Raw genomic sequence first — 15,210 nt, forward strand, 5'->3', positions numbered from 1 at the left:
AGCCCCTTTCAAACAGTGAGTGCGAGCAGCGCGAAGGTCGCCAGCCAGTGCGTCCCCATGTAATCGTCCGCGAGATGCGGCAGGCTGGCGGCGAGGTGATCGTCCGCCGCTTCGCGTGCGACCGGCGCGATCGGGTGCGCCGGCAGCGCGGCTGCGATCGAGCGCCAGCACCATGCGCGACTGAGGTTCAGCCCGTCGAGATGCGCGATCTTCCCGTCGCTGCGATCGGACACGGTGGCGGGCGTGAACAGGCTCTGCGGGCGACCGGCGACGGCGTCCGGCAGGAAGACGTCGAACCAGCCCGCGAAGCCGTCGCCGAGCACGCGGCTCATCAGCAGCGCCTCGCACAGGGCGGAGGAGAGGAACTCGTCGCCGCCCGGCTCCCATGCCTGGCAGCCGCGATCCTCGCCGAACCAGTCGCGCGCGCGCGCGTCGATCAGCGTCACCAGCGCGGGATCATGATCGAGCGCCCAGTCGCGCGCGAGCGTCAGCGCGAAGGCGGTGTTGAAATGAGTGCCGACGCGGATCGGATAGGTGAGCTTGGGCAAATGCTGGTGGAAGCGCTCGGCAAAGGCGCGCGCGAGTGGCTCCAGCGCCGTGCCCCAGGCCGCGTCGTGCCGCACCGCCTCGCCATGCAGCGCCAGGGCCCAGGCCCAGCCGTACGGCCGTTCGAACCCGGCTGCGTAGGGCCGCGTGAGCACCGCCAGCTCCCCGGCGACTTTCTCCGGCACCAGCATCTCGTTGGCGCGGCGGCCAATCTGCGCGGCTTCGGGCAGATCGGGGAACAGCCGTGCGATCGTCAGCAGCTGCCACCAGCCATGGACGCAGCTGTGCCAATCGAAGCTGCCGTGGAAGATCGGGTGAATCTCATGCGGCTCGCGCAGATCCCCCGGCCCAGTCAGCACCTGATCGAGCTTGAAGGGATAACGCTGCCCGACATGGCCCAGCGTGAGCCGGGCAAAGCCGGCGGCGACATCGGGCGTCAGGGTCATGCAACGATCCACCACAACAAAAGCACATTGAACACGAGCAGCGGCAGTGCCGTCGGCACCTGCGCACGGATCACGCCGTTGCGATCCTTCAACTCAAGCAGCGCGGCGGGGACGAGATTGAAGTTCGCCGCCATCGGCGTCATCAACGTGCCGCAGAAGCCCGCGAGCATGCCGACCGCCGCAACCGGTGCGGGATCGGCGCCATAGGCCTGGATCAGGAGCGGGATGCCGACCGCCGCGGCCATCACCGGGAAGGCGGCAAAGGCATTGCCCATCACCATCGTGAACAGCGCCATGCCGAGCCCGAAGGCGAGCACCGCGCCAAGCACGCTGCCGGTGGGTATGGCGACGCCGATGAGCCGGCCGACCACCTCGCCGACACCCGCCAGCGCAAACACAGCGCCGAGGCTCGCGAGCATCTGCGGCAGCACCGCGGCCCAGCCGATATCGTCCATCAAAGCACGGCCAGCGCGGAACGGCTCGCCGGGCGCCGGCCGGAGCCAGGCGTAGCAAAGTGCGAGCGCCAGCAGCACGCCCGCCGCCAGCGCCACCAAGGTCGCCTGCCGGCCGTCGAACACTGCGGGGAATTGCTTGAACACGAAGGTGCCGATCAGCGCCGTCGCCGGGATCACCAATGCGGGCACGAACACCATCGCGCCGCGCGCTGCTGGCTCGCCCGTCGGCACGCGCCGCTTCATCCGCCCGCTCGCGGCGATCGCCACCAGCGCCAGAACGAGCACGCCATTGCCAATGCCGCCCAGCCAGTCGCCGACGAGGAAGCTCGTCGCCACCAGCGCGTAGAAGCCGGTATTGGCCCAGCGCCGCTCGCTGAACGAGAGGATCGCGAAGGCGAGGAACGTCAGCCCCGCAACGAGATAGACGAAGTTCAGCCCGATCATGCGCGCCGCGCCCTGCGATCAAGCAGCCACAACCGCGTGCCGTGGATGGCGAAGGCGGCAACCGCGGTGGGGATCGCCCAGACGGACATGTGCAGCGGCTCGACGAAGATGCCGTAGCCTTCCAGCACACCCTTCATCAACAGGATCGATCCGATCGCGATGAAGATGTCCTCGCCGAAGAACAGCCCGATATTGTCGGTGGCGGCGGCCATCGCCTTCACCTTTTCGGGATCATGCGCCTCCCCCGCCGCAGCCTCCGCCATCGGCGCGATCAGCGGGCGGACGGTCTGCGCCGGCCCCGCCACGGAGGTCAGGCCAAGCGCGGCAGTGATCTGGCGGAAGGCGAGATAGGCCATCAGCAGCCGCCCGGTCGTCAGCCCCTTCAGCCCGCCCACCAAGGATCGCGCGCGCGCCTGCAGGCCATTGCGTTCGAGCAGGCCGATGACGGGAAGCACGATATAGATGGCGGTGACGTAGCGGGTGTCGTTGAACGCCTTGCCGAACGCGGCGAGAATGGCGAGTGGATCGATCCCGGCGGCGAGTCCCGTGACGAGCGCGGAGGCAGCGATCACCAGCATCGGATTGAAGCGCAGCAGGAAGCCGAGCGCGATGATCGCGATGCCGGCAAGGACGAGCATCAGGCCACGCCCCGCGCGTCACTCCGCCGCCGCCCGGGGCGCCGCCATGTCATGGAAACCATCCGCCGATCTGTGCGGCAGCCGCGAGGTTGGGACAAGCCCGAAGCGGCGAAGTGGTTCGGCGCGACTGGTGCGTACCGATCAGTTGCTGCAATGCTTGATAACCGTCACCGCTCGTGAAAGCGGACCGGCAGGAAGCGCCCCAATTGCGGGCATCGCGCTGAACGCTAAACACCACTGATGATCCGGCTTTCACGCGCAGTCGTGGCGACCCTGACTATCACCCTTCTTGGGTGCGGTAGCGCAGAGCCGCCTGCCTTGGTCCGTGGCCTTGAAGGGGTGGGAGGTGATGCGGCTCTAACCACATTTCAGAAGCGTCTCGATGCCACGTTCCCCGACTCGACGCCTGAGACGGCCATGGTTTACCGCCTTCGTGAGCAGGGCTTCACGGTCGGTCCAACCTTGGGTTGCGAGTCCTCACGATGCGCAGAATGGCGGAAGTGGGATGGTGTTGGCGGTCAAAGCTGGATCGTGGCTTGGTCGGTAGACAAGGCTGGCGCTGTCAAGCGCGTGCAGGCTTCGGGAATGCTTCTTAACTAGAGTCCGCTTTCCACCCACTGTCTGCCGTTCCTGATCTCGGCAGCGTTTCCTAAAGCTGACCGACAGAAAGCGCTGCAGTTGCGGACATCCGGGGCAGGTGCCAATCTCCGATCCATGAATGGTGATTGGCTCCCCCGCCTTAATGAATACCTCGTTGGGCGTCAGTGCGAGATCAGTCGCCGAGAGACCGACTGGGTTGTTAATTTGTTAGGTGGCGGGAGTATCACCCTTCCAGTCCCGTGGCGGATCGTTGCGGATGGTCGGATAGAGTTCGCGAATGAGGATGACGGCCAGAAGTTTGGCCTCCCAGCGCCAGTCGACGGCGAGGCGAAGGCGAACGAACTCATCGGATCACGTTCCATCACGGGCGTCTCTGTAGATAGTCAGACGGCCGACCTCACGGTCCATTATGGCGTCGCCCGACGTCTCGATGCATTCAACAACTCATGCGGGTATGAAGGGTGGCACATCAGCCTACCGGCGGAGCGCGGAGGCATGTCGGTCGTTGCGCTTGGTGGTGGGGACGTAGCGATCTTCTGATGACCGCTTTCCACCCAGAAGCGGACCTTCACGGTCGGTGCCGAGGCCCGGAAGTTAGCGTTTTAACACCCGACGCAGCGCGGCAATTCGGGACTGGTTTGCCTCGCGCGTGATCGCTGCGTCGGGGGCGCCGTCGAAGCCGTGGATGGCGCCGGGCCAGATATGGAATTCGGTCGGCACGCCAGCGGCGAGGAGGCGCTGGGCGTAGGCGATATTTTCGTCGCGGAAGAGATCGAGGCAACCGGTCGCGATATAGGTGGGCGGCAGGCCGGCGAGGTCCGCCGCGCGCGCCGCGGCGGCATAGGGTGAGACGCCCTCGCCGCCCGGCGCTTGGCCAAGCATCGCCTGCCAGCCAAAGCGGTTGCTTTCGCGGTTCCAGATGAACTCGCCGGTCAGCGGATCGCCTTCGATCACGCCGGTGCGATCGTCGATCATCGGATAAAGCAAGTGCTGGAAGGCGAGACGATAGTCGACGCGGTCGCGGGCGAGCAGCGCCAGCGCGGCGGCCAGGCCGCCGCCGGCGCTTTCGCCCATCACGCCGATCCGCGCCGGATCGATGCCGAGCCGCTCGGCATTGGCGAAGGTCCAGGCGAGGCCGGCGTAGCAATCCTCGATCGGGCCGGGGAACGGCGTCTCCGGCGCGAGGCGATAGTCGACCGAGACGATGACGCAGCCAAGCGCGGCGACCATCGGGCGCAGCCGCGCGGCGCTGCCCTCCGGCGTGCCGAGCACGAAGCCGCCGCCGTGCTTGTGGCAGATGCCGCCGGCATTCGGCACCGGCGCGGCCGGGCGGAAGATGACGAGGCCGAGATCCGGAGCGCCGGCCGGGCCGGGCACGGTGATCCGTTCCATCATCACGCCGTCATCGTCGGCGGGCGGCGGCGGGGCGGGCCAGCTGCGCGCCTGCTCCAGCACCTCCGCCGACATGGTGACGGCGGGCCACAGGTCGAGCAGCGGCAACAGTTCGGGATCGACCAGATGCCGCGTGCTCATGACGCCGTCTCCTGTAGCTGCTGCGTCCTTATGCCGGCTGGAGCAGGCCTTCGCGGGCGATCTTCTCGCGCCACACGAGCGGGGCGAGCTGGTGGACGTTGTTGCCCTCGCTATCGACCGCGACGGTGACCGGGAAGTCCTCCACCTCGAACTCGTAGATCGCTTCCATCCCGAGATCCTCGAAGCCGATGACCTTCGATCCCTTGATCGCACGCGCGACGAGATAGGCCGCACCGCCGACCGCCATCAGATAAGCGCTCTTGGCGTCCTTGATCGCATCGGTCGCTGCGGGCCCGCGCTCGGCCTTGCCGACCATCGCGAGCAGGCCTTGGTCGAGCATCATGCGGGTGAACTTGTCCATCCGCGTGGCGGTCGTGGGGCCGGCCGGGCCGACCACTTCCTCGCCGACCGGATCGACCGGGCCGACGTAATAGATCACGCGGCCCTTGAACTCGACCGGCAGCTCCTCGCCGGCGTCGAGCATGTCCTTGATCCGCTTGTGCGCGGCGTCACGCCCGGTCAGCATCTTGCCGTTCAGCAGCAGGCGGTCGCCCTGCTTCCACGAGCGAACCATCTCGGGCGTCAGCGTGTCGAGATCGACGCGGATCGCGGCCTTGTCCGGCGTCCAGTTCACCTTGGGCCACTCATCGAGCTTCGGCGTCTCGAGATACGCCGGGCCGCTGCCGTCGAGCGTGAAATGCGCGTGGCGGGTGGCGGCGCAGTTCGGGATCATCGCCACCGGCTTGCCCGCGGCATGGCACGGCGCGTCCAGGATCTTCACGTCGAGGATGGTCGACAGCCCGCCGAGGCCCTGCGCCCCGATGCCGAGCGCGTTGACCTTGTCGAAGATCTCGATGCGCAGCGCCTCGATATCGTTCTTCGGGCCACGCGCCTTCAGCGGGCCCATGTCGATCGGCTCCATCAGCGCCTTCTTGGCGAGGAGCACGCAATGTTCCGCCGTGCCGCCAATCCCGATGCCGAGCATGCCGGGCGGGCACCAGCCGGCGCCCATCTGCGGCAGCATTTCCAGCACCCAGTCGACGATCGAGTCGCTGGGGTTCATCATCTTGAACTTGGACTTGTTTTCGCTGCCGCCGCCCTTGGCCGCGACGTCGACCGAAACCTTGCTGCCCGGCACCATCTCGACGTGGAGCACGCAGGGCGTGTTGTCCTTGGTGTTGCGGCGGGTGAAGGCGGGATCGGCGAGGACGGAGGCGCGCAGCTTGTTCTCCGGGTTCAGATATGCCCGGCGCACGCCCTCATCGACGATTTCCTGCATCGAGCGATTGGTGTCGTCGATGCGGCAGTCCATGCCCCATTTGACGAACACGTTGACGATGCCGGTGTCCTGGCAGATCGGCCGGTGGCCTTCCGCGCACATGCGGCTGTTGGTCAGGATCTGCGCGATCGCGTCCTTCGCGGCAGGGCCCTGCTCCGCCTCATAGGCGTCGCCCAAGGCGCGGATGTAATCCATCGGGTGATAGTAACTGATGAACTGGAGCGCATCGGCAACGCTCTCGATCAGGTCTGCGGCGCGGATCGTCGTGGTCATGAGGCGGTGCACTATGGCGCGCCGGCGGCGAGTGCAACGGGGGCGTCGCTGTGCCCCCTAGCCATAAACGTTTTGCCAATCCTCTCCCCCTACCGTCGGCGGGATGGGATTCGTACGCCGTACACCGCGCCCGCTCGCGCCGGAGCAGCCCCGCCTCGCTGAGGCGCTGGGGCTTGTCGCCACCGGCCATGACGCGATCAACGAGGCGACCGACAAACGGCTCAATGACGTCGCCGCCTTGTGGCCCGTCGTTGCCGCGGTGCTGCTGCTGGGTACGGCCGGGCTGGCGCTGGCGCTTGGCCTGAGCGGCACGCCCACTGCGCGCACCGTGGGGCTGCTGCCGCTGCTCGCGGTCCTGCCGCTGATGATCTGGGGATTGCTTGCCCTCCCCGCCGCCCGGGCGCTGCCGCCGCATCGCCGCGTGACGATCCTGACGACTCTGGTCGCTTTACTGTCCGCGGCGCTGTCGCTGCAGCTTGCGGTGATACAGCATCTGCCCGGCGGATCGCTTCAGGTCACCGCCTTCGTGACCTGCTTCGGCGCGATCATCATGGCGGCGATCGCGCTTCATTCTGTGCGCGTCGCCTCGCTCGCCCTGGCGCTCACGCTGGCGATGCTGGTGCCGGTGAACGCGGGGCTGGGCGCAGCGTCGACCGCCGCGATCGTGCTCGCCACCTTGTTGCTGGTCGGCGTGTTGCGCATGGCGCGGCGCGATCATCAGGCGCTGGGCACGCGCGAGCAGGAGGAACGTGACCGAGTCCTCGCGGTCCGGCTGATCGCGGAATATGAAAGCCACAGCACGGGCTGGTTCTGGCAGACCGACCGTTATGGCTGCCTGGTTCACCTCAGCGGCAAGCTGGTCAACGAGTTGCAGACGCTTGGCTTCATGCCGCTGGGCCAGCGGCTGGTAGAGATTTTCCGGGTCGATTCGACCATGGCGGATACCGAGCGGACGCTGACCTTTCACCTGTCGGCGCGCACCAGTTTCTCCGATTATTCGGTGCGCCCCGCGTTCGAGGCGGGCGGCGACCGATGGTGGTCGATCTCCGGCCGGCCGCTGCTGGACGATCTTGGCCGATTCCACGGCTTCATCGGCTTCGGCTCCGACCTCACCGAAAAGCGTCGTGCCGATGCGGAGATCACGCGGCTGGCACTGTTCGACAGCCTGACCGGCCTCGCCAATCGCCAGCGGATGCGCCTGTCGCTCGATCAGACGCTGGCGCCAGTCACGGGCGCACGCAGCACCAACGCGCTGCTGCTGCTCGACCTCGACCGGTTCAAGGCGGTGAACGACACGCTCGGCCACCAGATGGGCGACGAACTGCTGAAACAGGTCGCCCATCGGCTGCAGCAGAGCGTCGGCGACGCGGGCCTCGTCGGGCGCCTGGGCGGCGACGAGTTTCAGGTCGTCCTGCCGCGCGAGGGCAATCGCGAACGTCTGGGCGCGCTGGCGCAGCAGATCATCGCCGCCTTGTCGCAGCCCTATTTCCTGGGCGGCTCGTCAGTGTCGATCGGCTGTTCGATCGGCATCGCCATCGCACCCGAACATGGCAATGACAGCGAGACGTTGATCCGCAATGCCGACCTCGCGCTCTACGCCGCCAAGGCGGACGGCCGCGGCGTTTCACGCTTCTTCCGCGAGGAGATGCTGGCCGGCGCGCAGAACCGCAAGCGGCTGGAGGACGACCTTCGCCAGGCGCTCGCCAACGACGAATTCCACCTTGTCTATCAGCCCGTCGTTTCGACCAGCAGCGAGCGCGTGGTCGGCTATGAAGCGCTGCTGCGTTGGGTGCATCCGATCCGCGGCGCGGTCAGCCCGGCCGACTTCATCCCGATCGCGGAGGAATGCGGGATGATTGAGGCGATCGGCGAGTGGGTCCTGCGCACCGCCTGCGCGGAAGCGGCGCAATGGCCCGACCCGGTCCGCATCGCCGTCAACGTCTCGGCGATCCAGTTCGCCAATCCCGCGCTGCCGGCGATCGTCACCAGCGCGATTGCCTCCGCCGGTCTCGCCGCCAGCCGACTGGAGCTGGAAATCACCGAAAGCGTCTTCCTGACCGACGATTCCTCCTCCAGCCACATGTTCCGGGCGCTGAAGGGGATCGGGGTTCGCCTGGCGCTCGACGATTTCGGCACCGGCTATTCCTCGCTCGGCTATCTGAAGAAGGCGCCATTCGACAAGATCAAGATCGACCAGAGCTTCGTGCGCGGTGCGATCCAGGCCGGTAACCGCAACGCGGCGATCATCCGCGCGATCGTGACGCTGGCAGAGACGCTGGGGATGGAAACCACCGCCGAGGGCGTCGAGCAGCAGGACGAGATCGCGCTGATCCGAGACCTTGGCTGCAGCCACATCCAGGGCTTCGTCTATGGCCGCCCCGGCCGCGCCGCTGAGATGCTGGCGCTGTTCCGCGAACAGGACGGCGCGGCGCTTGCGGTGGGCCACCGCGTCAGCCGCGCCGCGCGGTCCACCGTGCTGCGATCGGCGCGGCTCGAGGTCGGCGGCGACACCGGCGAGGTGCGGATCCGCAACCTGTCGGCGACCGGGGTGATGATCGACGGCGTCGACTTCCCGGAAGAGGCGGTCGGCGCCGAGGTGCGCATCGAACTGGTCGAGGAGGAGATGTTCCCCGCCGTGATCCGCTGGGTCGACGAGGGCCGCGCCGGGTTGGAATTCACCCGCCATTTCGACATGGAACGCCTGTCGCCGGCGCAGCCGCGCACGCTGCGCAAGGCGGGCTGAGCGCCGCAGTTCTGCGCTGGTCAGGAGCGCGAGCGGCGCGTTAGACCCGCCCCGGCCGCATGTCCGGCGCCGCGCCACAAGCCCGGGAAAATTTTTCCCTCGCGACCTTCAGCCTTGCAATTCGCGAACCCCGCGGAAGTCCACGCGTCGCCGCATGGCGAGGCGACGGAGCGGCACTCAAATGGCCGCTTCGAGACCACCTTCCCCCTTGCCTCTTCGCGCGCTCTGCCACAATCTGTGGGGGTAGACTGCTACGGCGGGCGCTAGTGCTGGTAGAACAGATAGCGGCCGCTCTGCCGCTGAAGGGAACGGACATGCGGGCGAGGCACCCACATTGATCCCTTTTTGTTCTTAGTGAAGCGCGTTCGGGTGTAGCATGATGGCTCGCCTCCGATTCGGACGAGCTCAACTGGGGGAACGGCGGCGATGGATTTTAGAGACGCGAACGAGGCGAACATGGCAACCGACACCTTAGTAGCAAGTGCCGAGGGCACGGGCGCAGCGGAAGCGAGCGCGACCAAGGGTGCGTTGCGCAAGCCGTACCCGATCGAGGTCGATCATTCGCGCGATGCGCTGTTGACCGATTTCGGCAAGGACACGCTGCAGGATCGCTACCTGTTGCCGGGCGAATCCTATCAGGATCTCTTCGTGCGCGTCGCGAGCGCCTACGCCGATGATGCCGCGCATGCGCAGCGCATCTACGATTACATCAGCCGCCTGTGGTTCATGCCGGCGACGCCGGTGCTGTCGAACGGCGGCACCGGGCGCGGGCTGCCGATCAGCTGCTACCTCAATTCCGTGCCCGACAGCCTGAACGGCATCGTCGACACCTGGAACGAGAATGTCTGGCTCGCGTCGCGAGGCGGCGGCATCGGCACCTATTGGGGCAATGTGCGCGGCATCGGTGAGCCGGTCGGCCTCAACGGCAAGACCAGCGGCATCATCCCCTTCGTGCGCGTGATGGACAGCCTGACGCTGGCGATCAGCCAGGGTTCGCTGCGCCGCGGCTCGGCCGCCTGCTATCTCGACGTGTCGCACCCGGAGATCGAGGAGTTCCTCGAGATCCGTAAGCCCTCGGGCGATTTCAACCGCAAGGCGCTGAACCTGCACCACGGCGTGCTGATCCCCGACGCGTTCATGGAAGCGGTGCGCGACGGCGGCGAATGGGAGCTGAAGTCCCCCAAGGATGGCACCGTCCGCGGCAAGGTCGATGCGCGCAGCCTGTTCCAGAAGCTGGTCGAGACTCGCTTGGCGACCGGCGAGCCGTACATCGTGTTCGCCGATCACGTGAACAAGAACATGCCCAAGCATCACCGCGACCTGGGCCTGAAGGTCTCCACCTCGAACCTGTGCAGCGAGATCACGCTGCCGACGGGCCGCGACCATCTCGGCAATGATCGCACCGCGGTCTGCTGCCTCTCCTCGCTCAACCTGGAGACGTGGGACCAGTGGAAGGACGACAAGCAGTTCATCGAGGACGTGATGCGCTTCCTCGACAATGTGCTGCAGGATTATATCGACCGGCATGAGCCGGGCATGGAGCGTGCGGCTTACTCCGCGGCGCGTGAGCGCTCGGTCGGCCTCGGCGTCATGGGCTTCCACTCCTTCCTCCAGGCACGCGGCCTGCCGATGGAAGGCGCGATGGCGAAGAGCTGGAACCTGCGCATCTTCAAGCACATCAATGCGCAGGTGAACCAGGCATCGATGACGCTGGCGGCCGAGCGTGGCCCCTGCCCCGATGCGGCCGACATGGGCGTGATGGAGCGGTTCAGCTGCAAGATGGCGATCGCGCCGACCGCGTCGATCTCGATCATCTGCGGTGGCACGTCCGCCTGCATCGAGCCGATCCCGGCCAACATCTACACCCACAAGACGCTGTCCGGCAGCTTCGCGGTGAAGAACCCGTATCTGGAGAAGCTGCTCAACGAGAAGAGCAAGAACGCGGACAGCGTCTGGAACTCGATCCTCGAGCATGGCGGCAGCGTGCAGCACCTCGACTTCCTCAGCCAGGAAGAGAAGGATTGCTTCAAGACCAGCTTCGAGATCGACCAGCGCTGGCTGCTGGAACTGGCGGGCGATCGTTCGCCCTATATCGACCAGGCCCAGTCGCTAAACCTGTTCATCCCGGCGGACGTCGAGAAGTGGGATCTGCTGATGCTTCACTTCCGCGCGTGGGAACTGGGCATCAAGTCGCTCTATTATCTGCGCTCCAAGAGCGTGCAGCGCGCCGGCTTTGCTGGCGGCGTGGAGGCCGACAACACGATCGAGAAGCCCAAGTTCGATCTGGGCGAAACGACCGATTATGACGAGTGCCTCGCCTGTCAATGAGGCGCTGCTCAAAAGCACGACCATGAACGGGGGCAGCCGGGCGACATGCTTTGGCTGCCCCTTCGCTATTGGCAAACGGAGACTAACCGGGACCGCACGCTGCGTACTTTCCCGAAGATAGACATTGCCCTGTGCGGGACCGAAGCAGTCACCGTCCCCTCCCGCGGCGCATCATCGCGCACTGTCGGCAAGTGCGGGACGGAGAACGGCAATGTGCACCGGACTGAGCTTCACCACCAAGGATCATTATTTCGGGCGCAATCTCGATTACGAAATGTCGTATGGCGAAGCCGTCACTTTCACGCCGCGCAACTTCCCGATCGCGCTTCGCAAGCTGCCACCGATCGAGGCGCATCACGCAATCATCGGCATGGCCACCGTCGCGAACAACTACCCGCTCTATTACGACGGCACCAACGAGAAGGGCCTCAGCATGGCCGGACTCGCGTTCAGCGGGAACGCCGCCTATCTGCCCGCGGCCGCCGGCAAGACGAACGTCACCTCGTTTGAATTCGTCCTCTGGGTGCTGGCCCAATTCGAAACGGTGGCCGAGGTTGAGGCCGCGCTTCCATCGGTAAACCTGTTCGATGAGGCGTTCAGCGAGGGGATGCCCACCTCCCCCCTGCACTGGATCATCGCCGATCGGGACCGCTCCATCACCGTCGAGCCGCTGCGTGACGGGCTCAAGGTCTATGACAATCCCGTCGGCGTGCTGACCAACAACCCCACCTTCGACATGCAATTGTTCAACCTGAACAATTACATGCACCTGTCGCGTTATCCGCCGACCAACAATTTCTCCAGCGCGATCACCTTCGACATCTACAGCCGCGGCATGGGTGCGCTTGGGCTGCCGGGTGACCTGTCCTCCCCCTCCCGCTTCGTGAAGGCGACCTTCACCAAGATGAACTCGGTCTGCGGAGACTCGGAATCAGAATCCATCAGCCAATTCTTCCAGATTCTGGGATCGGTCGCGCAACAACGCGGGTGTGCCAATGTCGGCGACGAAAAATATGAGATCACGATCTATTCATCATGCTGCAACACCGCCACAGGCATCTATTATTACACTACCTACGAGAACAGCCAGATTACGGCCGTCGACATGCACAAGGAGAATCTGGATGGCCATGACCTTGCGGTCTACCCGCTGGTCAAGGGTCAGCAGATAAGGATGCAGAACTAGCGGCGCGCAGCAGGAGGAACCGGCTGGTGACCGCAAGCAGCGCGATGCTGGAGCAGCAGGCCGTCCACGAATTGCTGTTCTTCATGGATCTGGTGGGCACGTTCGTGTTTGCGATCAGTGGCGCGATGCTGGGGGTACATCGGCGGCTGGACGTGTTCGGCGTCCTGGTGCTGTCATTCGCAGCGTCCAGTGCCGGCGGGATCATGCGCGACGTTCTGATCGGTGCGGTGCCGCCGACTGCGATCAGCGACTGGCGCTATCTGGCGACATCGGTCGCCGCGGGACTGGCGATCTTCTTCTGGTATTCGCCCTGGGCGCGGCTGCACACCGCCATCCAGCTGTTCGACGCCGCTGGCCTTGCCCTGTTCTCGGTCGCCGGCGCGGAAAAGGCGCTGACCTACGGACTGGACCCGCTGATGGCCGCGCTGCTCGGCATGGTCACGGGGATCGGCGGCGGGATGGCGCGCGACATCCTCGTCACCCGCACGCCAACCGTGTTGCAGGCGGATATCTACGCGGTGGCCGCGCTCCTCGGCGCCGGGCTGGCGGTCACCGGCAGCTGGCTGCGCCTGCCGCTCGTCCCCACCGCCATCCTGTCCGCCCTCGCCTGCTTCGCGCTGCGCGTTGCGGCGATCCATTTCGGGTGGCGGCTGCCCGTTGCGCTGACCTCGCGCGATCCAAGAGACGACGCCGCCACTTGATACCTCGTTCAGCCCCGCCGCTGGCGCTGCCGCGGATGGCTTTCAGCAACGAAGCCGTTGGATCGCCGCGCCACCCAGGGATAGCGGGCCGCCATCGTGCGGGTATAGCCTAGGTTGAACACCGTGGCGCTTTTCAGCGGGCGTTCGCGGCGGGTGTAGAGCGTGCCGAACAGTCGATCCCAGGCAAAGTTGGTGATGCCGAAATTGCCGTCCTCGTCATGGAAATGATGTTCCATGTGGCGCACCTTCATCCGCGCCAGCCATCCCGCGCGCGGCTTGTACGACAGGTGCTGGATGCAGTGGAAAAACTCATAGAAGCACGTCGCCAGCAGCCCGGTGGCAAAACCGGCCGCCGCCCCGCCCACCCCGCCGATCAGATAGCCCGGCAGCGCCGACACCAGCAGCAGCGTCGGCAACGTGGTGTAGAGCGCGCCGAACAGCACCTCCAGATGGTTGGGATCCTGGTGATGGTCGTAGTGGATCCGCTTCCACGTGGCCGCCAGCCACGGCACCTTGAACATCCAGTGGCAGTGCAGCACCCAGCGGTGCAGGCAATACCATATCAATGGATAGGCCAGGACGATCAGCGCGATCGTGGCGATCGTCGGCAGCACCGGCGCCGGCTGCATGACGAACACGCCAATGGAAAGCGCGGTCAGCGCGAGGTAGCAGAGGATGGCGTAATGCTGGAAATAGGCGACCACCAGCTCGCGCAACGTCATACGGTCGAGATGATGCGACCGGTGCCAAAAGCCCTTTGATACAATGTCCACGATACCCCCGACCTCTTGTTCGGGCGGCGGGCTAGCGCCGCGGACCTGCGCGATCATTGACGGGGATCAACGCTGCATCAGCGAGCGGCTGACCAGCTGGCGGGCAAGCGGCAGGCGCGCGCCTGCCCGCAGCACCGCATGGCGTGCCACCCCGGCCAGTGGTCGATCATCGGTGTAGAGGCGCACCAGCAGATTGGTGCCGGTGTAAAGCGGGCGGGTGGCGAGCCGATGCGCCGCCTCGTAGCGGCGCAGCAGCAGCGCAGAGGCGATGTCGCGCCCCGCGCTCACCGCCTCGCGGATCAGCCGGGCCAGGGTCGCTTGCCCCTGCAATCCCAGGTTGAAGCCATGCGCCGTCACCGGATGCATCCCCACCGCGGCATCGCCGATCAGCGCCGCGCGCGTCGCGGCAAAGTGCTGGGCAAAAGTGGTGGCAAGTGGATAGACGTGCGGATCCTCCACCACCGTGCACCGCCCCAGCCGACCGGCCGACCGCATCGTCAGCTCCGCCCCCAGGGCCGCGCGATCAAGGCTGGCGATCCGCTCGATCTCCCCCGCCGGCAGCGTCAGCACGATGGACGAGGTGCGTCCCGGCAGCGGCAGCAGCGCGATGGTCTGCCCATGATCGAACCATTCGGTCGCCACGCCGCCATGGTCGCGGTCATGCGCCACGCGGCACACCATCATCGATCGGCCGAGCCGGTTGATCGACGCGGCAATGCCAAGCTGCTCGCGCACCTTCGAGAAGCGCGAATCCGCCGCCACCAGCAGGCGGCTGCGCAACTCACGCCCGTCGGCCAGTGTCACCCTTGCGGCCGCCGGCCCGGTGCGCACACGATCCACCGCAACGCCGGCGACCAGTTCCAGCCCCGCCGGTCCATCGCCGGCCTCGAACGCGGTTCGATAAAGCGCCCGGCGCAATTGATGATTGGGCACCAGCTGCCCCAGCCAGTCCTGCGCACCGCCAGCCGGATCGAACGAGAGCGCGAACGGTGAACGGCCGTTCAGCACGCGTGCCGCGCGCAGGGGCGCGATTATCGCGGGGTCGAGATGCTGACACGCACCCATCTCCTGCAGCAGGCGCACGGAGCGATGGGTCAACGCGATCTCGCGCCCGTCGCTTGGTGGGTTGGCGAGCACGTCCGCGGGCTGGCGCTCCACCACGGCGATCCGCAGGCCGGTTCCGCGCAACGAACAGGCAAGCGCCAATCCCGCCGGCCCGCCGCCGATCACCACGACATCATGATCCATCAGACATGCCCCACCAT

The 15,210-nt window shown here is 66.2% G+C and carries 11 protein-coding genes; 4 read left to right on the forward strand and 7 right to left on the reverse strand.

Annotated features, from left to right (window positions below; genetic code table 11):
* Nucleotides 1-8: 8 nt before the first annotated feature.
* The 5 genes from ACH0BU_RS12920 to ACH0BU_RS12940 form a co-directional block, all read right to left on the reverse strand.
* A complete protein-coding gene (locus ACH0BU_RS12920; protein WP_500264150.1) occupies nucleotides 9-992 on the reverse strand; it encodes a DUF2891 domain-containing protein in 984 nt (327 codons plus the stop codon).
* On the reverse strand, nucleotides 989-1,891 hold the full coding sequence (locus tag ACH0BU_RS12925; RefSeq protein ID WP_500264151.1) for a DUF979 domain-containing protein: 903 nt from the start codon (nucleotides 1,889-1,891) through the stop codon (nucleotides 989-991). The genes ACH0BU_RS12920 and ACH0BU_RS12925 overlap by 4 nt, the downstream gene beginning before the upstream one ends.
* The gene (locus ACH0BU_RS12930; RefSeq protein ID WP_314472052.1) at nucleotides 1,888-2,529 is read right to left on the reverse strand and encodes a 5-oxoproline transporter, DUF969 family subunit; all 642 of its coding nucleotides are present in this window, start codon (nucleotides 2,527-2,529) and stop codon (nucleotides 1,888-1,890) included. Before ACH0BU_RS12930 ends, ACH0BU_RS12925 begins: the two co-directional genes overlap by 4 nt.
* 1,194 nt (nucleotides 2,530-3,723) lie before the next feature.
* Nucleotides 3,724-4,662 (reverse strand): alpha/beta hydrolase, encoded by a 939-nt coding sequence (locus ACH0BU_RS12935; protein WP_500264152.1) that lies wholly within the window; start codon nucleotides 4,660-4,662, stop codon nucleotides 3,724-3,726.
* Nucleotides 4,663-4,690: 28 nt separating this feature from the next.
* Nucleotides 4,691-6,214 carry a fumarate hydratase gene (locus tag ACH0BU_RS12940; RefSeq protein ID WP_145118643.1) on the reverse strand — a complete coding sequence of 508 codons (1,524 nt, stop codon included), beginning with the start codon at nucleotides 6,212-6,214 and terminating at the stop codon, nucleotides 4,691-4,693.
* Between the two features lie 103 nt (nucleotides 6,215-6,317).
* On the opposite strand from ACH0BU_RS12940, the gene ACH0BU_RS12945 reads away from it, so the two are divergent.
* The 4 genes from ACH0BU_RS12945 (at nucleotide 6,318) to ACH0BU_RS12960 (ending at nucleotide 13,172) form a co-directional block, all read left to right on the forward strand.
* Nucleotides 6,318-8,957, forward strand: coding sequence for an EAL domain-containing protein (locus tag ACH0BU_RS12945; RefSeq protein ID WP_500264153.1), 2,640 nt, complete (start codon nucleotides 6,318-6,320; stop codon nucleotides 8,955-8,957).
* A 456-nt stretch (nucleotides 8,958-9,413) separates the two neighbouring features.
* Nucleotides 9,414-11,285 (forward strand): ribonucleoside-diphosphate reductase subunit alpha, encoded by a 1,872-nt coding sequence (locus ACH0BU_RS12950; protein WP_417158922.1) that lies wholly within the window; start codon nucleotides 9,414-9,416, stop codon nucleotides 11,283-11,285.
* Nucleotides 11,286-11,496: 211 nt separating this feature from the next.
* On the forward strand, nucleotides 11,497-12,471 hold the full coding sequence (gene bsh, locus ACH0BU_RS12955; RefSeq protein WP_125944383.1) for a choloylglycine hydrolase: 975 nt from the start codon (nucleotides 11,497-11,499) through the stop codon (nucleotides 12,469-12,471).
* Nucleotides 12,472-12,497: 26 nt separating this feature from the next.
* Nucleotides 12,498-13,172 (forward strand): trimeric intracellular cation channel family protein, encoded by a 675-nt coding sequence (locus ACH0BU_RS12960; protein ID WP_231621907.1) that lies wholly within the window; start codon nucleotides 12,498-12,500, stop codon nucleotides 13,170-13,172.
* Nucleotides 13,173-13,180: 8 nt separating this feature from the next.
* Here the strand turns inward: ACH0BU_RS12960 and ACH0BU_RS12965 are convergent, their stop codons facing one another.
* Complete coding sequence (locus ACH0BU_RS12965; protein WP_500264154.1) at nucleotides 13,181-13,894, reverse strand: sterol desaturase family protein; 714 nt, start codon at nucleotides 13,892-13,894, stop codon at nucleotides 13,181-13,183.
* A 117-nt stretch (nucleotides 13,895-14,011) separates the two neighbouring features.
* Nucleotides 14,012-15,193 (reverse strand): 5-demethoxyubiquinol-8 5-hydroxylase UbiM, encoded by a 1,182-nt coding sequence (gene ubiM / locus ACH0BU_RS12970; RefSeq protein WP_500264155.1) that lies wholly within the window; start codon nucleotides 15,191-15,193, stop codon nucleotides 14,012-14,014.
* Between the last annotated feature and the right edge of the window lie 17 nt (nucleotides 15,194-15,210).

This window comes from Sphingomonas olei (assembly GCF_045369765.1).
Lineage (GTDB): Bacteria > Pseudomonadota > Alphaproteobacteria > Sphingomonadales > Sphingomonadaceae > Sphingomonas > Sphingomonas panaciterrae.